General features: G+C 72.2%; 20 protein-coding genes and 1 pseudogene. 11 read left to right on the forward strand and 10 right to left on the reverse strand.

Annotation, left to right across the window (positions count from 1 at the left end):
* Positions 1-683: 683 nt before the first annotated feature.
* The gene (locus AB0N31_RS31930; protein WP_366061972.1) at positions 684-1163 is read left to right on the forward strand and encodes an ATP-binding protein; all 480 of its coding nucleotides are present in this window, start codon (positions 684-686) and stop codon (positions 1161-1163) included.
* Positions 1164-1700: 537 nt separating this feature from the next.
* Here the strand turns inward: AB0N31_RS31930 and AB0N31_RS31935 are convergent.
* Positions 1701-2897 (reverse strand): cytochrome P450, encoded by a 1197-nt coding sequence (locus tag AB0N31_RS31935; protein ID WP_366061973.1) that lies wholly within the window; start codon positions 2895-2897, stop codon positions 1701-1703.
* A gap of 269 nt (positions 2898-3166) precedes the next feature.
* Here AB0N31_RS31935 and AB0N31_RS31940 point away from each other — a divergent pair, with 269 nt between their 5' ends.
* From AB0N31_RS31940 to AB0N31_RS31975, 8 genes and pseudogenes are all read left to right on the forward strand, one after another.
* Positions 3167-4618 carry a WGR domain-containing protein gene (locus AB0N31_RS31940; RefSeq protein ID WP_366061974.1) on the forward strand — a complete coding sequence of 484 codons (1452 nt, stop codon included), beginning with the start codon at positions 3167-3169 and terminating at the stop codon, positions 4616-4618.
* A 455-nt stretch (positions 4619-5073) separates the two neighbouring features.
* Positions 5074-5298, forward strand: a complete 225-nt coding sequence (locus tag AB0N31_RS31945) for a hypothetical protein (protein WP_366061975.1) — start codon at positions 5074-5076, stop codon at positions 5296-5298.
* A 278-nt stretch (positions 5299-5576) separates the two neighbouring features.
* Positions 5577-6716, forward strand: a pseudogene (locus AB0N31_RS31950) (hypothetical protein).
* Between the two features lie 363 nt (positions 6717-7079).
* Entirely contained in the window at positions 7080-7889 is an 810-nt protein-coding gene (locus tag AB0N31_RS31955) for an alpha/beta hydrolase (RefSeq protein ID WP_366061976.1), read from the forward strand.
* Positions 7889-9157 carry a SpoIIE family protein phosphatase gene (locus AB0N31_RS31960; RefSeq protein ID WP_366061977.1) on the forward strand — a complete coding sequence of 423 codons (1269 nt, stop codon included), beginning with the start codon at positions 7889-7891 and terminating at the stop codon, positions 9155-9157. Before AB0N31_RS31955 ends, AB0N31_RS31960 begins: the two co-directional genes overlap by 1 nt.
* Positions 9154-9513 (forward strand): STAS domain-containing protein, encoded by a 360-nt coding sequence (locus tag AB0N31_RS31965; RefSeq protein ID WP_366061978.1) that lies wholly within the window; start codon positions 9154-9156, stop codon positions 9511-9513. The genes AB0N31_RS31960 and AB0N31_RS31965 overlap by 4 nt, the downstream gene beginning before the upstream one ends.
* A 268-nt stretch (positions 9514-9781) precedes the next feature.
* Positions 9782-10435 carry a TetR/AcrR family transcriptional regulator gene (locus AB0N31_RS31970; RefSeq protein ID WP_366061979.1) on the forward strand — a complete coding sequence of 218 codons (654 nt, stop codon included), beginning with the start codon at positions 9782-9784 and terminating at the stop codon, positions 10433-10435.
* 481 nt (positions 10436-10916) lie between these two features.
* The gene (locus tag AB0N31_RS31975; RefSeq protein WP_366061980.1) at positions 10917-11852 is read left to right on the forward strand and encodes an alpha/beta hydrolase; all 936 of its coding nucleotides are present in this window, start codon (positions 10917-10919) and stop codon (positions 11850-11852) included.
* Between the two features lie 628 nt (positions 11853-12480).
* Here AB0N31_RS31975 and AB0N31_RS31980 read toward each other — a convergent pair.
* The 9 genes from AB0N31_RS31980 to paaA form a co-directional block, all read right to left on the reverse strand.
* The gene (locus AB0N31_RS31980; RefSeq protein ID WP_366061981.1) at positions 12481-13740 is read right to left on the reverse strand and encodes an aminotransferase class V-fold PLP-dependent enzyme; all 1260 of its coding nucleotides are present in this window, start codon (positions 13738-13740) and stop codon (positions 12481-12483) included.
* Entirely contained in the window at positions 13737-14585 is an 849-nt protein-coding gene (locus tag AB0N31_RS31985) for an alpha/beta fold hydrolase (protein ID WP_366061982.1), read from the reverse strand. The genes AB0N31_RS31980 and AB0N31_RS31985 overlap by 4 nt, the downstream gene beginning before the upstream one ends.
* Positions 14575-15423: a tryptophan 2,3-dioxygenase family protein gene (locus AB0N31_RS31990; RefSeq protein WP_366061983.1), complete on the reverse strand. Its 849-nt coding sequence runs from the start codon at positions 15421-15423 to the stop codon at positions 14575-14577. Before AB0N31_RS31990 ends, AB0N31_RS31985 begins: the two co-directional genes overlap by 11 nt.
* 95 nt (positions 15424-15518) lie before the next feature.
* Complete coding sequence (locus AB0N31_RS31995) at positions 15519-16295, reverse strand: SDR family oxidoreductase (RefSeq protein ID WP_366061985.1); 777 nt, start codon at positions 16293-16295, stop codon at positions 15519-15521.
* Between the two features lie 78 nt (positions 16296-16373).
* The gene (locus tag AB0N31_RS32000; protein ID WP_366061986.1) at positions 16374-17555 is read right to left on the reverse strand and encodes a 2Fe-2S iron-sulfur cluster-binding protein; all 1182 of its coding nucleotides are present in this window, start codon (positions 17553-17555) and stop codon (positions 16374-16376) included.
* Between the two features lie 8 nt (positions 17556-17563).
* Positions 17564-18076 (reverse strand): 1,2-phenylacetyl-CoA epoxidase subunit PaaD, encoded by a 513-nt coding sequence (gene paaD / locus AB0N31_RS32005; RefSeq protein WP_366061987.1) that lies wholly within the window; start codon positions 18074-18076, stop codon positions 17564-17566.
* Positions 18073-18930 carry a 1,2-phenylacetyl-CoA epoxidase subunit PaaC gene (paaC, locus tag AB0N31_RS32010; protein ID WP_366061990.1) on the reverse strand — a complete coding sequence of 286 codons (858 nt, stop codon included), beginning with the start codon at positions 18928-18930 and terminating at the stop codon, positions 18073-18075. Before paaC ends, paaD begins: the two co-directional genes overlap by 4 nt.
* Positions 18914-19225, reverse strand: coding sequence for a 1,2-phenylacetyl-CoA epoxidase subunit B (locus AB0N31_RS32015; protein ID WP_366061988.1), 312 nt, complete (start codon positions 19223-19225; stop codon positions 18914-18916). The genes paaC and AB0N31_RS32015 overlap by 17 nt, the downstream gene beginning before the upstream one ends.
* Positions 19222-20325 (reverse strand): 1,2-phenylacetyl-CoA epoxidase subunit PaaA, encoded by a 1104-nt coding sequence (paaA, locus tag AB0N31_RS32020; RefSeq protein ID WP_366061992.1) that lies wholly within the window; start codon positions 20323-20325, stop codon positions 19222-19224. The genes AB0N31_RS32015 and paaA overlap by 4 nt, the downstream gene beginning before the upstream one ends.
* A gap of 336 nt (positions 20326-20661) precedes the next feature.
* Here paaA and AB0N31_RS32025 point away from each other — a divergent pair, with 336 nt between their 5' ends.
* Together AB0N31_RS32025 and AB0N31_RS32030 are read left to right on the forward strand one after the other, a co-directional pair.
* Positions 20662-20922: an acyl carrier protein gene (locus tag AB0N31_RS32025; RefSeq protein WP_366061989.1), complete on the forward strand. Its 261-nt coding sequence runs from the start codon at positions 20662-20664 to the stop codon at positions 20920-20922.
* Positions 20922-22406 carry an AMP-binding protein gene (locus AB0N31_RS32030; RefSeq protein WP_366061993.1) on the forward strand — a complete coding sequence of 495 codons (1485 nt, stop codon included), beginning with the start codon at positions 20922-20924 and terminating at the stop codon, positions 22404-22406. The genes AB0N31_RS32025 and AB0N31_RS32030 overlap by 1 nt, the downstream gene beginning before the upstream one ends.
* The last annotated feature ends 71 nt before the right edge of the window (positions 22407-22477 follow it).

The raw sequence follows: 22477 nt of genomic DNA on the forward strand, positions 1-22477 counted from the left end.
CGGTCGAGTTCCGGGGCCGTTTGTCGGGGCGGTGGCTGGGACCGTTCATGATGACCGGAGTGGAGCCGGCGCAAGACCGCGAGGTCACGGATCTGGGCGGCGGAAAGCTTCGGGGAGGCGTCGAAGTCGAAGCCCTCCAAGGTGGCCTGCTGCTCGGACTTCGCTCTGCACAGGCGCCGTTCGAGGGCGACGGACTCCACACCGACGACCGACCTGGCCAGTCGTCGCTTCCTGCTCCTGTCGACGCCGCTATTCCTCTCGGGCGGCTTGGCGGCGACGAGAACCTTGATGCCGCCGGAGTCCAGTCCATGAAGGTGACGTCGCGGAGGTCGACGACCGTGTGCGGGGCAAAGCCGCCCTGCCGGGTCAGCGCCCGGTGGAAGGCGGGGCTGTGGTGTGGTCGATGTTCCCGGCCAGGGCGACAACGCGTACACCGTCGGCGGTGGTGCGCTGGGCGACGGTCAGAAGGGCCTGGCTCACACCGTCTCCGTCAGGTCCGGTCCGTGACAGGCACTCACCACTGCGAAGCCGCTGTCCACGCAAACGAATGTCCCAGCACGGTGTCAATCGTGTCAGGTCAGGCTGAAAGCGCCTGAGGCAGGGCAGCCGGGAGGGGGGCCGTGCGATGCTTCGCGGACACAACGTGAAGTTCGTGTGACGATCACGCGAGACGGGGCGGGCGTATGGAGCAGGCCGCAGGAGACGAGGGACAGAAAACGGGGGACGACCATTCGCTGTCTGCGTCTGCCGCCTACGACGGCGCCCCTTCCTGTATCGGGGCGGCCCGGCGCCTGGCGACCGGCTTCCTGACCGAGGTGCAGGCCGTGCACGGGCTACCGGTCTCCGAGCGGGCGATGGGCATGACGCAGCTGGTCGTCAGCGAGCTGGTCACCAACGCGGTGAAGTACGCACCCGGCCCCGTCATGCTCGACCTGCAGATCAGCGACGGCGCGGTGAGGGTGTCGGTGTGGGACAGCGACCCGGCCCTGCCGGACGTCGCCGCCACCGATCCCCGGCGCGTCGGCCGCCACGGCCTGGAGATCACCCTCGCCGTCAGCCAGGCCTACGAAGTACGCCGGGAACCGGTCGGCAAACGCGTCACAGCCGTGATCGCGTTGGCCGACGACCCCGGCGGAGACATCGCCGGCCGCACCACCCCCTGACTGATCGTTTCAGAATGAGCTTGGTGAAGGGCTTGGCTGTGGGCCGGGCCGGCGGCAGACTTCCGACTGGGTCACGGTGCCGTGCGGAAAGCCCTGCCCTGCGGGGTGACGCTCGCGGCACCCCGGATCACCGGCACGAAATCGGCGCCGCCGGAGGCCGCGATGCCGGGGGGCCGGTGGACCGACCAGGTGTGGTACCACCCGGCACCGGACTGCCGCGGCGTGTCCTGCGCCCCGGGGAACGACCACACCCCCCGTGCCCTTGCGGCGGTGTTGTCAGTGGTGTTCAACCCCACCGGCGCCGAGACCCCGCAGTTCAACCCCCGTTCCCTGCCTTACGAGCGTTTTCCCGCCCTGGTCGAGGAGGCCACCGCCCTCGGCGGGGGTCCACGCCGATCAGCAGGTCGCCGGGGTCTGCCCACTTCTTGTCCCGTCATCGGTGTCGCCGCCCGCGTCCCGGGCCGCCAGGAGTGGCGCGTCCTTCCGTCGTCGCAGAGCGTCTTCGCCCTCCCCGTCAGAAGCGTTGCCGCGTACCGGTCACCCGGTGAAACGTACAGGCAGGCTTCGCGGGCCGCGGATCATCATTCCCGGTCGCCAGATGATCGCCGCCGGGTGGATGTCCAGGGTCAGGTCGGGGCAGCGTTCCAGCAGCGACCTGACCGCGATCCGCGCTTCCAGGCGGGCCAGCGGAGCTCCCAGGCAGTGGTGGATGCCGTGGCCGAACGCCAGGTGGCCGCGGGCGTCGCGGGAGATGTCGAAGCGGTCGGGTGAGGGGAAGCGGGCGGGGTCGCGGTTGGCGTCGGCCATGGCGATCAGGACGAGTTCGCCGCCGCCCGGGACGACCGTGCCGCCGATCGTCACCGGCTCGGTGGTGAAGCGGAACGTGGGAGTCTCCAGAGGACCCTCGTAGCGGAGCATCTCCTCGACCGCGGCGTCGATGGAGGAGAGGTCCGCGCGCAGGGCGGCGAGTTGCCGCGGGTGGGTGAGCAGGGCGAGGACGCCGTTGGAGATGAGGTTCACGGTGGTCTCGTGGCCGGCCACGAGCAGGAGCCAGGCCATGCCCAGGAGTTCCTCGCGGGACAACCGGTCCCCGTCCTCGTCGGAGCCGTGGATCAGCGCGCTCAGGAGGTCGTCGCCGGGCTGTTTCCGCTTGCCCTCCACCAGCTCCGCCATGTACCGCGCCATCGCGGTCGCCGCTGCCTTGCGTTCTTCGGGATCGGTGGCGCTGAGGGCGTCGTTCGACCAGGTCCTGAAGGATTCGCGGTCCAGGTCCGGTACGCCGAGGAGTTCGCAGATCACGGATATCGGCAACGGGAAGGACAGCGCCTCGACGAGGTCGGCGCGTCCGTCGGGGGCGGCGAGCATCCGGTCCAGCAGCGCGTCGGTGGTCTTCCGGATGCTCGGGGCGAGTTCCTCCACCCGGCGCGCGGTGAACTGCCGGGCGACCAGTTTGCGCAGCCGCGTGTGGTCCGGCGGGTCGGCCCTGAGCATGTGCGGGCCGGCGGAGATGGCGCCCAGCGGCAAGGAGGGGGATGCCTTGCTCCAGTCCTTCGAGAGTCCGGGGTCCGCGAGTGCGGCACGCCCGGCCTCGTACCCGACGACGAGCCAGGCCTCCGCGCCTCCTTCCGGCATCCGGATGCGGTGCACCGCGCCTCGGGTCCGTAAGTCGGCGTACACGGGATAGGGATCGCGGGTGAAGGACTCACCCAGTGCAGCGAGGTCAACGATGTCCACAGGGCTGCCGTTTCGTGGGTAGGGACGTGTGTACGGTCGAAACCACCATGTTCGCCGGTCCTTCCCGGGGCCCGAGCCGAAACCGCTGCCTGTCCGCGGTGGAGCCCCCGATGTGGAGAGTGACCCATGGCGGAACGGCGCGCGTCAAGCACATTGGGGGGCATCTGCCGGGGTCGTCGACGCGGGGCGATTGTCAGTGGCTCCTCCTACGGTGTGAGCAGTGAGACCCGCTGGAAAGGCCAGGGGTCCGCTGTGGGGAGGGGTGTGCCATGTCTGCCGGGTCCGCGGGGTCGACGACGTATCTGGAGTTGTCGCAGGAGGGTGACGGTGCGCACAAGTTCTACGAAGTGACCGTCGACGGACAGGTGGTGACGGTGCGCTACGGGCGGATCGGCTCCGGCGGACAGACCCAGACGACGACGTTCCCCACGGCGGAGAAAGCGCGCGCCGCGGCCGCGAAGAAGGTCGGCGAGAAGGTCCGCAGGGGATACGCCCCGGCCGTTCCGGGGCAGCGTGCCCCGCGCGCGGTGACCCGGCGTCAGGTGGTCTCGGCCCCGTCCACCGCGCGCGCCGTCGCCCCCGTGCTGTGGCGGTTCGCCACCGGCTCCTCGGCGTTCGGTATCCACATCGACAGCGAGAGCTGCTGGGTCGGCAACCAGGCGGGCGACGTGTACACCCTGGACCACGACGGCAACACGCTGGCCCGTTTCAGCCTGCCGGACGGCGTGAAGTGCCTGGTGGCCGACGACTTCTGGATCTATGCCGGCTGTGACGACGGCAAGGTGTACGACCTGTCTTCCAAGCTGCCCTTCGCCGCCTACGACATCGCGGCGGACGTCGACATCTTCTGGCTCGACATCCACGAGGGCGTCCTGGACGTCTCCGACCGCGAGGGTCGGCTCACTGTCATCGACCACGAGGACGAGCACCAGTGGTCCCGCCGCAGCCAGGGCGAGCACGCCTGGATGGTCCGCGCCGACGACCAGGCCGTCTACCACGGCCACCACCGGGGCGTCACGGCCTACGCGCCGGACGGCGGCCGGGAACTGTGGCACACGTCCACCCGGGGCGGTGTCCTGTTCGGCTGGCAGGAGGACGACGTCGTGTACGCGGGCACCGCCCACAAGGTGGTCCAGCGGCTGTCGAAGCGGACCGGCGCGATCGAGGCCACGTACGCGTGCGACAGCGCGGTGTACTCGTGCGCCACCTCACCCGGCGGGCAGTTCGTCTTCGCGGGCGACGCGGCCTCGTCCGTCTACTGCTTCGACCAGGACGGCACACGCCTGTGGAAGCTCGGCACCGGTGGCGGTTCCGCGCTGTCGATGCAGTACCGCGACGAGCGGCTGTACCTGGTGACCACGGACGGTTCGCTGGTGTGCGTGGACGCGAGCGAGGCGGCCGTCTCCGCGGCGCAGCAGGGCACGGTGCCGGTGGCGCGGGACGTCAAGCTCGCCGCGGCCCTGCCGACCTACGAGCCGGCCACGGCCGCGGGCGCGGTGACCACCGTCACCCGGGCCCCGGCGGGGGCGGTCGTCGTGGAGTGCGTCAGCGAGGCGGGGCGCGTCCGGGTGCACGTGGTGTCCGAGGGCTACGATCCAGCGCTGAACGTCCAGTTCCCGCGGGCGATACGGGAGCCCGGAGCACGCTACGTCGTGGACGCCCTGCACACGGCGGCAGGCGGCTTCTACCGGGTCCGCGGCGACATCCGACGGTTGCTGTGACGCCCCTGCACAGGGATGTCCGTGCGCGACGCCCCTGAAGGTGGGGCGTGCGTAGACTCGTGGCGTCCATGCGGTCGAAGTCCGCCGGTACGGCGCCAGTGGGCGGACAGGAGCCACGACGTGTGCAAAGTGGATCACGAGGCCACGGCGCCGGCCGCGGCCGCAGCCCTGACGGCGGCCCACCCGCACCTGGGACAAGAGGCTTCTCCGCATCCGGCACTGGAAGGGTGCGAGGACGTGGAGTGGTCGTCCCTTCCCGGCTGCCCGGTCGATGTCCCGGTCGTCCTGCGCGGGCTGCTCGATCCCGACGCTGCCGAGATGGCCGAACGAGCACTGGACTGGCTGGTGATGTCAGGGCCGATGTCCATCAGCGCCACGATGCCGGCGGTCGTCCCGTACCTGCTGAGACTGGCTGCCGATCCATCGGTCCGCGCCGGAACGAGTTGTTCGGGCTCGTGCTCGTGGCCGCCGCCCTGTCCGCGCCGACCGACCCCGACAACGCGTGGGACCTGGCGGTCAGCGGCCCCGAGAACGACCACCCCGAACGGGCCCTCTGCCGAGCGGCGTTCGTTGCCGACGCGGCATGGGTGCGGCGTCTGCTGGCCGACGACGAACTGCTGGCCGGCCTTCCTCTGGGCGAGGACGAGCGAGCATCACTGGCCCAGGCGGCCGGACTGTGACGTGCAAGGCCCCGGGCAGCCCTCCGGCCGCTGCTGCCGGGTTCCGGCGCCCGACGGTCGGCCTGCTTCAGCTGTACTCGGGAGCCTCGGACGCGCTCCCGCGGAGCAGCTCCGACCTCATCCTGCACGGAAGCCGAGCCAGAACCCGAGCTGGTTCCGGCTCGGCTTCCGTGGTGACGTCGTGTGAGGGACGACCGTCCTCCGGGCCCCTGCCCGAAACCGATGGGCATGCTGCTGCCGAGCTGCGACGATGCCCTTGCTTTCCAGACGGAGGACGTTTGTTCGTTTTCGTGTGCGCGGGGTGCGGCGCCGAGCTGACCATTCCGCTGTCCCAGGTCGCCCTGCCGGTCCACGCCCATCAGAAGTACGGGAACGGAATTCAGCTCCCGGTGCTCATGGAGTCGGGCACTTTCGCCGTGGACCCGGACCCCTGGGGGCCGCCGTGGCGGACGTGGGAGGAGATCCATCCGGAGGAGGCGGCCGCCCGCGGCGTCTACGCGCCGGTCCACGCCCTCTCCGACGGCGCGCCGGGCGCGGTCGTCATCGCGCCCGGCGACGCCCGCGGCACCGTGCTGCTCCCGGAGAAACGCGGGGGTGGCTACTGTTGCGGCCTTGACGGGGCCGACGGCCCGAACGTGGCCTGCGTGGAGTGTGCCCTGCCGGTGGCGACCCGGATCGACGACTGCTCGCTGTGGCAGGCGATGTGGCTCGCCCCGAACGCCGTGCGCCGCCTTCCCGTCGACGGCACCGACGCCGCACCGCTCTCCTGGGCGGAGCTGGTGGCGGAAGGGAAGAGCACGCCCCCGTTCGAGCCGATCGCCACGTGGGGGTCGCGGATGGGGGCGGGCCACTGGTCGAACCACTGCTGGTCGTGGAGCCCGCGGTAGGAGGCGGCGGCCGGGCGGGCGCTCGCCCATCTGCTGGCGGCCTCGGAGGGCCGAACGGTGATCGTCCCGGACGGCTTGGTCGGGGAGGTGTTCCAACACGCGCTCGACGCCATGCTGCCCGCAGGTCCGCAGGTGCGGCGTGCCGTCCTGGCCGGACCGGGACGGCCGGCTCCCGGTGGGGAGACCGACATCCTCCTCGTGCCGTCCCACCCGCAGACAGGGGAGGTCTGGGCCCCGGCCGACCCGGCGGCGTACCCGGTGCCACTGCCGTTCGGGGTGTGGCTATGGCTGGCCCGCCCCGAGCCGGACCTGCCCTCCCCCACGTCCGGCGGTCTACCCGACGGCGTCCTCCGCGACGACTTCGACCCGCCCGCGCCGCGCCCCCTCCACCTGTTCCGGGCCGACCCGATGGCGTTCTGGCACACCCTGGTTCGGCTGCCAGCCGTCCGCAGCCCATGGCTGCGCGAGATCCTCGTGAAGGGCCGTTTTCAAGGAATTCACAGAGTTCGGATAGATGCAGATCGCGTTTGAACAGCATGCCGTGCCGTTTGCTCATACCGGTACCGGCAACCATGCCGGACTCCGGCTCCCGTACGCGCCACGTCATGGGCGGCTTGCCGGTGGGGCAAGCATGTGGTTCCGCGACCACAAGGCAGGGACGGGGTTCGCGTACCGGGTACCAGGACAGGGCCTGATACGGGCATGAGAACTCGGGTGCCTACGCTCTGCACCCAGCACGTCCCGGAGGCCTTTCCCTGTTTCCTGCCGGGCCTGCTCCGCGTCGGTGCCGTCCGCGAGCTCGCGGACTCCTCCGGGCTGGTGTCGAGACGCTCAGAGGAACGTCGGCCGCGGTCGAGCGATCTCCCGGGAAGCCCGCTCTGCGAGGATGGCGGTATGGATGTGTACCACAGGAATCGTGTGACGGTGACCGGGCGGGCCGACGGGCCGGTGGTCGTGCTGGCGCACGGGTTCGGATGCGACCAGAACATGTGGCGTCTGGTGGTGCCGACGTTGGAGCGGGACTTCACGGTCGTCCTCTTCGATCACGTCGGAGCCGGACGCTCCGATCTGTCGGCGTGGAGCCCGGAGCGGTATTCGACGCTCGATGGATACGTCGACGACGTGCTGGAGCTGTGCCGGGAGCTGGCGCTCGGACCGGTGACGTTCGTGGGGCATTCGGTGAGCGCGATGATGGGTGTGCTGGCCGCCACGCGGGAGCCCGAGGCGTTCGCCGGGCTGGTCCTCCTCGCTCCCTCGCCGTGTTTCGTCGACGACCCCGAGGCCGGTTACCGGGGCGGGTTCAGCGCCGGGGACATCGAGGAGTTGCTGGAATCGCTGGATGCGAACTATCTGGGTTGGTCGGGTGCGATGGCACCGGTGATCATGGGGAACCCGGAGCGGCCGGAGCTGGGCGAGGAGCTGACCGACAGCTTCTGCCGCACCGATCCGGACATCGCGCGGGTCTTCGCCCGGGTGACGTTCCTGTCCGACAACCGCGCCGACCTCGCCGACGTGAGGGTGCCTACGCTGGTCGCCCAGTGCTCCCGTGACGCGATCGCCCCGCCGGAAGTCGGCATGTTCGTCCACAAGCAGATCGCGGGAAGCCAACTGGTCACGCTGAACGCCACCGGGCACTGCCCCCAGCTCGCCGCTCCGGAGGAGACCGCCGCCGCCATCGCCGCGTTCGTGGGAGGCCCCGAGTGATGTGCAGGACCGACGACGAAGAGGGCGGACCACAGGAAGACGGGACGCCGTCGGACGAGCAGGCGCAGTTCTCCGCCCTGCTGGAGGACAGTGCCGAGGATCTGTACGAGCACGCGCCCTGTGGCTACCTGTCCACCCAGCTGGACGGCCGAATCGCGAAGGTCAACGCCACCCTGCTGGGCTGGCTCGGCCACCAGCGCGACGACCTGGTCGGCCGCAAGCACTTCTCCGACCTGCTCACCGTCGGCGGCCGGCTCTACCACGAGACCCACTTCGCCCCGCTGCTGCGAATGCAAGGAGAGATCAGCGGCATCGCCTTGGAATTGAAGGTCAAAGACGGATCCCGCCTGCCGGTCCTGGTCACCTCCACGGTGAAAAGGGGCAGCGACGGACAACCCCTACTGATCCGCACCACCATTTTCGACGCCCGCGATCGCCGTGCCTACGAAACCGAGCTGCTGCGCGCCCGCCAGGAAGCCGACCAGGAACGCGACCGCCTGCGCACTTTGGCCACCACCCTGCAGAAGACGCTGTTGCCGCCCACGCTGGTGAACGTGCCGGGCCTGGACGTCTCCGCGTACTACCACCTCGCCTCACCCGACGAGGTCGGCGGCGACTTCTACGACCTCTTCCCCCTTGCCGCCGGCACCTGGGGCCTCTTCCTCGGCGACGTGTGCGGCAAGGGCGCCGCCGCGGCGGCCGTCACCTCACTGACGCGCTACACCCTGCGTGCCGCCGCTGTCTACGACCCCGATCCAGCCGCCGTGCTCGGCAATCTCAACACGGTCCTCAACCACGAGTACAACGGTACGGACCCCCGCTTCTGCACCGTCGTCTTCGGCCTGCTCACCCCCGAGCCAGACCGCGGCGGCTTCCACATCACCCTGTCCAGCGGCGGCCACCCGCCCGCCCTGCTGATGCGCGCCGACGGCACCGCCGACTTCCTCCACACCCCCGGCGGACAACTCATCGGCGTCCTGCCCGACGCCCACATCGCCACCACCACCCTCCACCTCGCCCCCGGCGACACCCTGCTCCTGCACACCGACGGCCTCACCGAAGCCCACACCAACGCCACCACCGACGGCAGCGAACGCTACGGCGACGACGCCCTCCTCGACTTCGGCCGCGCACTCGCCCCCACCACCGCCTCGGACACCATCGGGGCGGTCCGCGATCTGCTCCACACCTTCGGCACCGGTGTGGACGACGACACCGCCGTCCTCGCCATCCACGTGCCCCGCCCCACCCGTGAAGAGCAGCAGTGACCAAACAACTGACCCTCCGCACCCGGGCCACCCCCGCCGGAGCGGTCATCGAACTGGCAGGGGATCTGGACCACCACACCGTGCCCGAGGTCCGTGCGGCACTGCCCGGCCTCGACCTCGGCGAAGGCCGGCAACTCACCCTCGACCTCGGCGGCCTCACCTTCTGCGACTCCAGCGGCATCACGGTACTGATCGCGGCCCGCAACCACGCCCTGGCCACGAACGCGACCATCGCCCTGGTCACGGTCCCCGACCACGTCAGCCGGATCTTCCGCCTCGTCGGCCTGGAGCAGGTCTTCCCCACCCACCTCACCGCTCAAGACGCCGAAGCCGCCTGGCGCGCCACAGCCGACTGACCCGGTGAAGGCAGCCGGGTAGCGGCGCCGGCAGTCGAAGGGCCACGGCAAGGCCTCTACCCGCAGGATCCGAACTCGTGCTCCACAACGCCCCGGCGCGGCCGGCGGCTTCACGGCGGAGGCGGGACCGGTCCTCGGGGTGCGATGTCACCTCGACGGGCCGAAGTCAGTAACAGCCATATCTGCCAGGGTCGTTGACTTGTGGCGAGGGGCGCCTTCACCATGACCGGGCGGTCACATGACCGTCCGGTCACATGAAGGAGTGTCCATGCCCACCCCCACCTGGACCCGGCTGTCGCCCGCCCGCCGCGAGCGGGTCCTGGTCGCGGCGATGGACGAGTTCGGCACCCACGGCTACTCCACGGGCAGCCTGAACGTCATCGCCCGCGAAGCCGGGGTCGCCAAGGGTTCCCTGTTCCAGTACTTCTCCGGCAAGCTGGATCTTTTCTCCTACGTGGCCGAGCAGACCTCACTGCGCGTCTACGCGCACATGCAGCCCTGGCTCGACGGCTACGACGGGACCGGCGACTTCGCCACGCATCTCGTCGACGCGCTGGAGGCCTGGCTCAAGTACTTCGCCGGGCAGCCGCTGGAGCGCGGGGTGGCCGCCGCCACCAACATGGAGATGGACCCGGCGGTTCGAGACGCGGTCAGGCAACCCGTGAACGCCATGTACCTGGCCGGTCTCCGCCCTCTCCTGGAACGCGCCGTCGGTGCCGGGGACCTGCGCAAGGACGCCGACCTGGACGCGCTGCTGTCGCTCCTTCTGGTGTTCCTGCCGCACCTGGCGCTCATCGCGCACGTCCCGACACCGAACAGTCCCGTGCAGCTCACCGGAGTCGGTCCTCAGGTCCGGCGCGAGAATCTCGAACGTCTCGTCATCCCGCTGCTCGCCGAGTTCCGAGCGCGAGACGACCGATGACGAAACCCGGCCGCGAGGGCGTCATCCCCATGCCGGGCGCGGGGTACCGGCCGGCAGCCGGCCCGGCCCGCTCGGCCGCCGTGGCGCTGCGGCCTGCCGCACGCTGCGCGGCTTCGCCCCGTGCTTCGGGCGTGCGCGTCCCGGTGACCGGTGGCCGCGGGGTGCGGGACCCGCCGCAGACCCCTCGCGCCCCCCTCGCGACCAGCCGATCCAGAGCTGCCCAGCTGTTCGCATCGCGCCCCGTCGGTGCGTACGGACCAGTCCCGGTCCGGCCGGGTTCGCTCCGGGTCCGGCGCGATTCTCGGCTCGGCGAGTTTTCCCCCCGTACACCGCTCGGGCTCACGGGTGTGCCCGCGGTGGAGTGGGCCCCAGAGCCCCAGAGCCCCCAAGGCCCCAGAACACCCGGACACCCGGACACCCGGACACCACGGAGACGTACCACCGGAAATCACTGTTTCATCCCCACAGAAAAGGTGATCTCGTGTTCCGTACACTCCTGCGGTCCTTGACCGCGCTGCTGCTGTGCGCGGCAGCCGCCCTCTCCCTCGCACCGGCCGCCCACGCGTCGGAGGCGGCGGCCCCGGTCCGGGCGACGGACCCCTCCACCACGGGGTCGTTCCCTGTCGCCTACACCGATCTCACCGTCTCCACCTCGGGCCGCTCGTTCAGCGCACGTGTCTGGTACCCCGGCACGACGGCCGGGGCGAACGCGCCGGTCGCCGCCGGTTCCCACCCCGGCCTCGCCTTCGGACACGGTTTCTTCCAGGCCATCACCCAGTACGAGAGCCTGCTCAAGCACTACGCCTCCTGGGGCATCATCACCGTCGCGCCCAAGTCCCAGGGCGGTCTCCTCTCCAGCCACTCGGCGTTCGCCGACGATCTGAACGCGGCGCTCACCTGGCTCACCACCCAGAACAGCACCACCGGCTCACGGTTCGCAGGTGCGGTCAGCACCGGCCGGCTCGCCGTCTCGGGGCACTCCATGGGCGGTGGCGCGGCATTGCTCGCCGCGAGCCGGAACGCGGCCGTCAAGTCCGTCTCCACCCTCGCGGCGGCGGAGACCAACCCCTCGGCCGTCAGTGCCTCCGGCACGCTGGGCATCCCCGTCCAGTACGTCGGCGGCAGCGCCGACAGCATCGCCGGCGTGGCGGGCAACCAGCAGAAGATGTACGACGCCAAGCCGTCCGCCACTCAACTGCGCGTCATCACCGGTGGGTTCCACTGCGGATTCGAGGACAGCTCCGGCATCGGCTGTGACAGCGGAACCATCACCCGCGCCGCCCAGCTGAAACTGACCTACGGCGTCACGACCGCCTGGCTGCTCCACACGCTCGGCGTCGACTCCTCCCTGTACGACCAGGTGTGGGGTTCCGCGGCCCAGAACCTGGCCGGTGTCGTGTACTCCGCCAAACCCTGAACGCTCCTACGTACGACGGCGGCAGTTCGGCGACGACCGCGCCGGCTGAACGCGGAGAGGCCGTGACCGTTCAGAGCACACCGGCGGGGTGAGTACGTCGCCGGGCGGGCGGCCGGGGAAAGCCTCGTGGCCGCCCGCCCGGTCACCGGCCCGGCGACGGTGACCCGCCCGCGGTTCCGCGGGCGGCCGTCCCCTCGGGCACGGCGGGCACGGAACTCAGCTTCGGGACCAGACCACGACGCTGTCGGACTCGAACACGGTGAAGACGGCCTCGTTGCGCGAGGGCCGGCTGCGGTCGAGATCGGTGACCACGGCACCTCCCGCCTGACCGGCGGCGGTGGCGAGAACATGGGTGTCGAAGGTGTGATCGCCCTTCTGCTCCAGCCAGAACAGCCGGTCGTCACCGTCACCGGAGACCAGCAGGTCGATGTCTCCGGCGCTGTCGGGCAGTCCGGCCGCGACCGCCGCCCGTGTCCCCTCGTCGGACGCCCGGTCCTGCTCGGCACGGTCGAGGAGAATCGTGAAGGCAGCGCCGGGCGGATTCAGGAAGAGCTCCGGGCGACGCGTGCGTCCATGGGCGCACCGTCACGGCCCCCGGTGCCGCACCGCCCCTGTGCGGCCGGAGCCCTCAGGTGACCGGCCCCGCGGCCGGTGGCGTCGGGTCGTAGGCGGCCTCGTGGGCGATGTCGCGCAGGCAGGTTGCGGCCGTGAGCAGGTCCTGGTGGGTGGTGTAGAGGGCGTTGACGCCGAAGCGGAGAAGGTCGGGCGCGCGCATGTCGGCGATCACACCGCGGCGGGCGAGGGCGAGGGTCAGCCCGTGGGCGTGGGGGTGGCGCAGGGTGACCTGGCTGCCGCGGCGGCCGGGCTCGGCCGGTGTGACGGGGGTGAAGCCCTCAGGTGTGAGGAGTTCCTCCGCGCAGCGCAGGAAGAAGCCCGTCAGCGACAGGCTCTTGCGGCGGACCTCGGTCATGTCGACGCCGTCGAAGGCGGTGAGGGCCGCTTCGAGGGCGAGCAGGGACAGGATCGGCGGAGTGCCGATGCGGGCGCGGGCGATGCCAGGGGCGGGGGTGTAGTCCCTGCCCAGACCGAACGGATCGGCATGACCGGTCCAGCCGGGCAGCGGCGTCTCGAGCGACGCGTGGTGACGGCGTGCCACGTACAGGAAGGCGGGTGCGCCGGGGCCGCCGGAGAGGAACTTGTAGCCGCAGCCGACGGCCAGGTCCACGCCGAGGGCGTCGACGTCGAGGGGCAGGGCTCCGGCCGCGTGGCACAGGTCCCACAGGGCGAGGGCGCCGGCCTCGTGGGCGGCCCGGGTCAGCGCACGCATGTCGTGCAGTTCGCCGGTGCGGAAGTCGACGGGCGAGTAGCTGACGACGGCGACCCGGGCGCCGTCGGTCTCGAGGAACCGCGGCAGGTCGGCCGGGGGGATCCGGCACACCTCGAGGTTCCGGCGGCGGGCGACCGCGTCGGCCAGGTAGCGGTCGGTCGGGAAGTGTCCGGGGTCGGTGACCAGCAGGGGCCGGTCCGGGCGGAGCGTGGCGGCGGCCTCGAGCGCGGTGAACAGCTGCACGCTGGTGGAGTCGCCCGCGACCGTCTGCCCCGGCGCGGCCCCGATGAGCGCGCCGACGGCGTCGCCCACCCGCAGGGGCGCCTCCCACCAGCCGTTCGCGTTCCAGGAGCCGATCAGGGCGGTGCCCCACTGGCGGGTCACCACGTCGGAGAGGACCGGCGGGACGGCGGCGGGCAGCGGGCCGAGGGAGTTGCCGTCGAGGTAGACGACGTCCGCCGGGAGCAGGAACCTCGTGCGGAGGGAGGCCAGGGGATCGTCCGCGTCGTGCTGTGCGGCCAGTCGGCGCAGGGTGGTCGGGGCCGGGAGTGCGGTGGTCATCGGTGTGCGGCCTCCTCGCCCGCCCGGTCGGACGACCGCGGGGGGAACGCGGCCGCCATCTCCCGCAGGGTCTCGGCGACCGCGCGGGCGCCGGGTGCCCCCGGTTCGATGAGGGTGTAGTGGCCGGTGCCGGGCAGGACGACCGTCCTCAGGTCACGGTGGACGGCCGCGTAGTCGCTGAACTGCGTGAGCGGGACCTCCTCGTCGACGGCGCCGTGCAATAGCACGGTGGGCACCCCGGTCGTGCCGGCCCCGCGCAGCAGGGTCAGCGGGTCGACCTCGGGCAACCAGCGGTCGAACGTCTCCTCGCCGCCCAGGAGTTGCAGGGCGGCTCCGTTGCTGAGGTCGTCGCGCCGGGTGGCGGTGAGGTCGGTGATCGGTGCGAGGGCGAGCACGCTCGTGGGCAGGGTGCGCGTGTGCCAGCGGGAGCCGGCGGGCAGCAGCCCGCGGGCCGCGCACCACAGGGCCAGGTGGCCGCCGGAGCAGTGGCCCGCCAGGACGTAGGGCCGCCCCTCGGGCAGGGTGTCCACGATCCGGGCGACGTCGTCGAAGGTCTCGGGGCAGCCGCCCGCGCCGCCGGAGCGGCGGAAGCCGGGGAGCAGGACGTGGAAGCCCTGCTGGGCGAGGTGGGCCGCGAAGGGGGTGAGGTGCATCCGGTCGTAGCGCCAGTAGCCGCCGTGCAGCAGGATGACCAGCGGCGCGTCGGGATCGGCGGCCGGCCAGGTGTCGTAGGACTGGTGCGGGTGGTCGCCGTAGCGGCCGTGCACCGGTGCCAGCACCGGCTTCAGGCTGAGGACCCGTTTCTCCTCCTCGGCCGCGAAGGCGGAGATGACCCTAGACGTCACCGCGCACCTCCCACAGTTCGGGGAAGACCGGGCGGGCCGCGCGCTTCTCCAGCCAGGCCAGGCCGGCGGAGCCCGCGCTGCCCGGTTTCGAGCCCATGGCGCGGCGCACCACCAGGACGTGCTCGAACCGCCAGCGGGTGACCAGTTCGGCGATGTCGGTGAGCAGTTCGCCCAGCGCGAGGTGGGGGTGGTGCTGCGGTCCCGCGTAGACGTGCCGCCAGACCTCCACCACCGCGGGGTCGGAGGCGTACGGGCGGGTGACGTCCCGCTCGCGGACGCTCCGCGGCACGGGCAGGCCCTGCCGGTGCAGGAAGGCGAGCACCTCGTCGTACAGGGACGGTTCGCGGTAGGTGTCCCCGAGTGCCTCGTGGACGGCCGGGTCGCCCCGGTGGGCGCCCAGCATCCCGGCGGACTTGTCGCCGAGGAGGAACTCCATGTGCCGGTACATCGCCGACTGGAAGCCGGAAGCCCGGCCGAACGCGGCCCGGAAGCCGTTGAACTGGGCGGGGGTCAGCGCGGCGATGGGTGCCCAGGCGCCGTTGAGGGCGGTCAGCGCCCGGCGGCTGCGCACCAGGGCGTCCGTGGCGGCGCGCAGGTCGTCCTTGGCGAAGGCCACGCGTGCGGTGCGCCACTCGTGCACGATCAGGGTGAACCACAGCTCCATCACCTGGGTGGTGACGAGGAAGGCCATCTCGTCCGGGGCTTCGGTGAGCGGGTGCTGCAGCGAGTTGAGGACGGACGCGTGGACGTAGGTGTCGTAGGGGCTCGCGCCCGTGAAGGGCTGGGTCGGGGAGTCGTCCGTCACCGGCTCGGCGAGCGCGGACGTGCTGTCGTTCATCGCAACTCCTGGAGGGGCGGCCGACGGACGGCCGGGGTGGTGAACCCGTCGGCGAAGGGGACGCCCGGCTGGGGGCGGGGTGCCGGGCCGTGGTGTCACACGCCGAGGTGGGCACCGCCGGAGGCGTCGATCCACTGACCGGTCACCCAGCGGGCGTCGTCGCTCGTGACGAAGGAGACGACGTCGGCGATGTCCGCCGGGTCGCCGAGCCGGCGGAACACGGAGGCCTCGGAGTACCGGCGGCGGATCTCCGGGATGCCGAGCGTGGGATTGATCTCGGTCTCGGTGTAGCCGGGCGCCACGGTGTTGACCGTGATGCCCCGGGGTCCGAGTTCCTGGGCCAGGGAGAGGGTGAGGTGGTCGAGGGCGGCCTTGGTCATGGTGTACGAGACGATCGCGGGGAAGGCGAGGCGGGTCGCCACGGAGGAGATGTTCACGATCCTGCCGCCGTCGCGCAGCCGCTTCAGGCCGCGCTGGATGATGAAGAACGGCGCCTTGGTGTTGATCGCGAAGACCCGGTCGAAGTCGGCCTCGGTCACCTCGGCGAGGGGACGCGGGACGGTGATGCCCGCGTTGTTGACGAGGATGTCGAGCCCGGTCGGCGCGTCCTGCCCGGCCAGGGCCCGGTCGAAGGCCGACCACAGGGTGTCGGCGTCACCGGGCACCCCGAGTTCGGCGTGCACGGGGAAGGCGCGGCCGCCGTCGGTCTCGATCTCCTTGACCGTCCGTTCGGCGGCGGCCGGGTCGTGACCGTAGTGGACCGCGACCAGCGCGCCCTCACGGGCGAGGCGGCGGCTGATGGCTCTGCCGATGCCCCGGCTGCCTCCGGTGACCAGGGCGGTCTTCCCCTCGTGGCGGGCGGTGGTGGTCAACGCGGTTCTCCTTCGCTCAGTGGTCGTACGGCGTCGTGGTGGGACGTGGTGACACGGCGGCCTGGCCGCCGGTGGGGGTCATGCGTCGAAGTCGAGGGTGACCTCGGGGGTGCTCGGCCGTGCCCGGCAGACGAGCGTGTAGCCGGCGGCGCGGTCGCCCCGGTCCAGGGCGTACTGGCCCTCCGCGGCCACCCGGCCGGACAGGACCTTCGCGCGGCAGCTGCCGCACACGCCTTCGCGGCAGGCGTACGGCACGTCGGGGTCCGCCCGCAGCAGCGCGTCGAGGATCGCCGTGTCCTGCGGCAGGACGGTGGCGACGCGCCGGCGCCCGTCGAGCAGGGCGGTGACGCGGATCTCCCCCGCGCCCGGGACCGCCGCTGCCGTGCGGACCGGTGCGGCCGTGTCCGGTGTGCGCCGTGACGTGCCGGGCGCCGTGAACAACTCCCAGCGGACGAGGGCCGGGTCGGCTCCCCGGTCCGTCAGGGCCTGCCGCGCGGTGTCGACCAGACCGGGCGGACCGCACAGGGCGAACACGGTGTCCGGGCCGGGCCGGGCGTCCGTCGCCGCGAGCAGACGGGACAGGCTCCGGGCGTCGATCCGGGCGCCGAACGGGCCGTCGCCGTGGCCGCGGTCCTCGCGGGTGAGGACGTACAGGACGGTGAGCCGGTCGAGGAACACGTCCTTGAGTTCGGCGAGTTCGTCGGCCAGCAGGGCGTCCGCGGACGTGGGGACGGAGTGGACGAGGGAGACGCGGCAGGCCGGGTCGTGGCGCAGCGCGTGGGCGGCCATGGCGGCGAGCGGGGTGACGCCCGAGCCGCCGGCGAGGAGGACGTGATGGGCGCCGGGCAGGTCGGGCAGGGCGAAATCGCCGGTGGGCGGGGAGAGTTCGAGGCGGTCGCCGGGTGCGAGGCGGCTGGTGGCGTGGGCGCCGAAGCCGTCGGGTCCGCCCCGTTTGACGACCAGGCGGAGCGCCCGGGGGTCGTGGGGCGGCGGGCACACCGAATAGCTGCGGCGCAGTTCGCCGTCGGCGCGGTGATGGCGGACGACGACGTGCTGGCCGGGCCGGTGGGCGAAGACCTCGCGCAGCGCGGCCGGTACGTCCAGGCCGACGGCCACGGCGTCGGTGGTGAGACGGCGCACCTCGGTGACCTCCAGGCGGTGCCAGCCGGTGCGCGGGCGCGTGCCCCGGTTCTGGTCCCGGTCCCTGTCCCGGTCGCCGGGTACCTCGCGGTGGGCGGTGGGCGGGGTGGCGGTGTTCACGGTCGGCCTCACAGCGCGGTCAGGTGGGGGAAGGGTTCGCGGCATGCCGTGCACCACATCACCGACTGGCACCGGGACGGTCCGAAGGGCAGGTGCGGCCGGGTGGCCCGCGAACGGCAGTGCGGGCAGGGCACCGCGCCCAGCTCGACCGGGACCGGTCCGGCGGGGGCCGGGGACACCGGCGGGGCGATGCCGTTCGCGGCGAGCCTGCGCCGCCCCTCGGGGGTGATGCGGTCCGTCGTCCAGGGCGGGGACAGGACCTGTCGTACGCGGCCGTCGGGGTGGCCGCAGGCGGTCAGTACCTCCCGTACCGCGGAGGTGATCGCGGGAAGTGCGGGGCAGCCCAGGTAGGTGGGCGTGATCTCCACCTCGAGGACTCCGTCGGCGCCCGGGGCCACCGAGGCCACCACGCCGAGGTCGCCCAGGCCGATCACCGGCAGCTCGGGGTCCGGGATGGCCTCCACCCGCTCGCGCACCTCGTGCAGGGGGGAGGGGGTCTTGGTCGGTGCCGGGTCGTTCACCAGGTGCCTCCGGGGAACTGCCGGTGCACCGACTGGAGTTCGGCGATCAGCGGGCCGAACTGCTCGGTGTGCAGGCCGGAGCGGCCGCCCCTGGCCGACCAGGGGGCCGTGGGCACGGTGAGCCCCGCACCGGTGACGACGTCGGCGACGCGCCGCTCCCACTCGCCGCGCAGGGGTGCCGGTGAGGGCACCGTGCCGACGGCGGCCAGGCGTCGGATCGCGTCGTCCTCGTCGAAGAGTTCAGCTGTGTACGGCCACACCCGCTCGAGTCCCCGTCGCATGCGGCGGGTGCTCTGCGGGGTGCCGCGTCCCAGCCGCAGGGTCCAGCGGTCCGCGTGCATCCGGTGGAAGGCGACCTCCTTGGCTGCTCGGGCCCCGAAGGCGGCCAGTTCGGCGTCGGCGCAGCCCGCCAGCGCCTCGTAGTGGAGGACGGCGTAGTGCGTGTAGGCCAGCTGCCGGGCCACGGTCACCGCGAAGTCGTCGTTGGGCAGCTCGGTGAGCAGGGCGTTGGTGAACTGGCGCTCCGGGCGGGTGAAGGCGAGGTCGTCCTCGGTGCGGCCGGTCCCGTCGAGCTGTCCGCTGCGGGTGAGCAGGGTGCGGGCGTGACCGATCAGGTCCAGGGCGATGTTGGACAGCGCCAGGTCCTCCTCGACGGTCGGGGCGCGCGTGATCCACTGGCACAGGCGCTGCCCGAGGACGAGGGCGTCGTCGCCGAGGCGCAGCAGGTGCAGGGCGAGATCGGCGTCGGTGCGGGCTCCGGGGGCGGAGGAGGGGCCGTCGGCCGCCACCTGAGCGGCACCGGCCGCGGCAGCCTCCGCGGCCGGGTCCGCGCGCGTGTCACTCGGCGTGGTCACCATCGGGCCCTTCCTCGGTCAGCGGTGCGAAGTGCTCGGGGTACCGGTACGGCTTGTGGCGGGCGGCGGCGAAGTAGGGGTCGCGTTCGTCCGGGGAGGCCGTGTGCACGGCGTCCGAGCGGACCACCCACAGCGAGAGCGGGTCGCCTCGGCGGGCGTACAGGTCACGGGCCAGCGCCAGCGCCGCGTCCGGGTCGGCCGCGCGCACCGACCCCGCGTGCTGGTGCGCCAGCCCCCGGCGGGTTCGCAGGAAGACCTCCCAGGACGCCGGTGCGCCCTCCCGGTCGCGGGTCATGCGTGCTCCTCCGTCCGCTGCAGGGCGGCGACGCCGGATTGCGCCTCGTCCGGGCCGCCGGTCCCCGTCCGCTCTCCGGCGGGCGCTCCGGCCGGCGACGCGCAGGCGCCCGCTTCCGCTTCCTCTTCTGCCTCTGCTGCCGCTTCCGCTTCTGCTTCCGTGCGGGCGGCGTACGCGGCGGCCGCCTCCCGCACCCAGGCGCCGTCGTCGTGCGCGGCGGTCCGGTGCGCGATTCGCTGCCGCGCCCAGTGCGTGTCGTCGCCCAGCGCCTCGCGGTAGGTGTCCCAGTCGATCGGGGTGAAGTCGTAGTGGCCGCGCTCGTCGTTCCAGCGGATCGCCGGGTCGGGCAGCGTCAGGCCGAGGCGTTCGGCCTGCGGGACGCAACTGTCGACGAAGCGCTGGCGCAGTTCGTCGTTGGTGTGGCGTTTGATGCCCCAGGCCATCGCGCGGCGGGAGACCGCGGCGCCCAGCGCGGCCGTCCGCGCGTCGGCACCGCCGGCCTCGGTGTCGGGCGGACCGAACATCAGCGCGACGGCCGGCAGCCACCAGCGGTTCACCGCGTCCTGCGCCATCTCCTTCTGCTCCGGCGTCCCCTCGCACAGCGCGCGCATCAGGTCGTAGCCCTGCCGCACGTGGAAGGCCTCCTCCTGGCAGACGCGGCGCATCGCCCGGGCGTACGGCCCGTAGGACGTGCGGCACAGGGGGGCCTGGTTGATGACGGCGGCGCCGTCCGTCAGCCAGGCGATGGCCCCGGTGTCCGCCCAGGTCAGCGCGGGGTGGTTGAACGTGGCGGAAGCGCGCTGCTGTCCCCGGTGCAGGGCCTCCAGCAGGTCGGCGCGGTCCACGCCCAGCGTCTCGGCGGCCGAGTACAGGTACAGGCCGTGGCCGGCCTCGTCCTGGACCTTGGCGATGAGGACCGACTTGCGGTGCAGGGACGGGGCCCGGGTGAGCCAGGCGCCCTCGGGCTGCATGCCGATGATCTCGGAGTGGGCGTGCTGGGCGATCTGGCGGATCAGCATGCGGCGGTATCCGTCGGGCATCCAGTCGCGCGGTTCGATCGTCTCGCCGTCGGCGATGAGGGCGTCGAAGTGCGCGAGCAGCTCGTCCTGGTCCGCCGGCGCGGCTCCCCGGCCCGCGGACGCCGCTGTCCGGCCCGCGGGCGGGGCTCCCGGGGCCTCGGACACCGCGGCCCGGACCGGTACCGGCTGCCTGGGCACTCGCATCACTCCCTCTCCGTCTCCGTCGTGCCGGAACACGTCTCTTCGTTGCGGTAAGAGGCCGGGCGCAGGCGCCGGCTATCCCTGCCGCACGCCGTTCGGGCGCGTGACAAAGCTCACGAGCGGGTCCGGGGAGTGGGACCGGCCGATTCCGCCTCTTGAGGGGGTGACAGTCGAGATCCGCACGGCGGCCGGCACGCCGGGGCGAAAGGGGAAACCATGAGCACCATCAGGGAGTTGCTGGTCGAACTCACCGGCACGACCGAGTACGCGGACACGGTGGGCGACGACGTCGACCTCGCGGCCAGCGGCATCGACTCCGGGGACCTGGTGCGTCTCGTCCTGCTCGTCGAGCAGCGGCTCGGCGTGGAGATCACCGCGGAGGACATGGAGAAGCTGCGCACGATCGGCGACTACGAGCGCTTCGTCTCCGAGCACTCCGCCGCCGGTGCCACCGGCGGTGCCACCGGCGGTGCGTGATGTGGCTGACACAGCTGCTGGAGCGCAACCGCCAGTGCTTTCCCGACCGGACGGCGCTGGTGGACGAGCAACGAAGCCTCACCTGGGCCGAGTTCCACGACCGGACGGCCGAACTGGCGCGCGGGCTGGCCGAACTGGGCATCGAACGCGGTGACCGGGTCGCCGTGCTCTCCAAGGACCGCGTCGAGGTCCTGGAGACGTACTTCGCGCTCGCCCGGCTCGGCGCGCTGTTCGTGCCGCTGAACCACAGCCTGGCCGTGCCCGAGGTCACCGGCATCGTCGAACGCGTCGGGGCGGTGGCCGTCCTCGGCGAGTCCGAGCTGCTGGACCGGCACACCGAGCTGCCGGGATCGGTGCGGATACGGATGGCCTTCGACAAGCCCGCCTTCGCGGCGCTGGGCACCCTGGCCGCCGAGCGGGACCTGCCCGCCGTGGCCGACACCGACCCGATCGCCGTACTGCACACCTCGGCGACCACCGGGCAGGCCAAGGGCGTCACCGTCGACAGCGGGTCCTTCCGGGCCATCGCCCTGGGCTGGCTGGTCATGGCCCGGCCCACCGACGACATCGTCATGGTCAACTGCTGCCCGCTCTACCACGGCAGCATGGTGGTGTCCCTGACCTACATGGCGGCCGGCGCCACGGTCGTGCTGATGCCCGGTTTCACCCCTCAGCGGGCGCTCTCCGCGGTGGAACGGCACCGCGCCACCCACATGTGGATGGTGCCGCAGATGCTGCGCTTCGTGCTGCAGGCCAAGGCGTCCCGCAGCACCGACCTGTCCTCCCTCCGGGAGATCCTGTACGGCGCCGCCCCGATGCCGCTCGACGTGTACGCCGACGCCGTCCAGCGGCTCGGCTGCGGCTTCCGGCAGGTGTACGGCATGACCGAGGTGGGCGGCCCGTTCGTGACCCTCGGCCCCGACGAGCACCCCGCCCCCGGGGACGTCACCGCGCGCATCCCGTGCGGGCGGGTCGTACCGGGCATGTCCGCGCGCGCGGTGGACGGGGGCGGCCGGGATCTGCCGCGCGGCGAGATCGGCGAGATCGTCGTGCGCGGGCCCGGCCTCATGCAGGGCTACTGGAACGATCCGGAGGCCACCCGCGAGATCACCCTCGACGGCTGGATCAGGACCGGCGACCTGGGGTTCGTGGACGAGCAGGGCCGCGTCAGCCTCGTGGACCGCACGAAGGACGTCATCATCCGCGCAGGTCAGAACGTCTATCCCTCGGAGATCGAGCGCGCCCTGATGACCCACCCGGCCGTGCGGGACACCGCGGTCGTCGGGATGCCGGACGAGGACTACGGCGAGGTGCCCCTGGCGTACGTCGTCCTGGAGCCGGGCGCGGAGGCGGGCCCGGCGGAGCTGCTGGCGCATGTGAAGGGGCTACTCGCGCCGTACAAGCGGCCGCGACGCGTGGAGTTCATCGAGCAGGTGCCGCGCAATCCCGCGGGAAAGATCATCAAGAAGCTGCTGCGAGGATGAGGGTGCGCGCGGGCGCCCGGCGCCGGGCGCACCGCGAGGACCGGGCCGGCCGGAGCTGGAGCAGCTCCGGC

The sequence above is a fragment of the Streptomyces sp. NPDC051051 genome (assembly GCF_040682975.1).
In the GTDB taxonomy this organism is placed as follows: domain Bacteria; phylum Actinomycetota; class Actinomycetes; order Streptomycetales; family Streptomycetaceae; genus Streptomyces.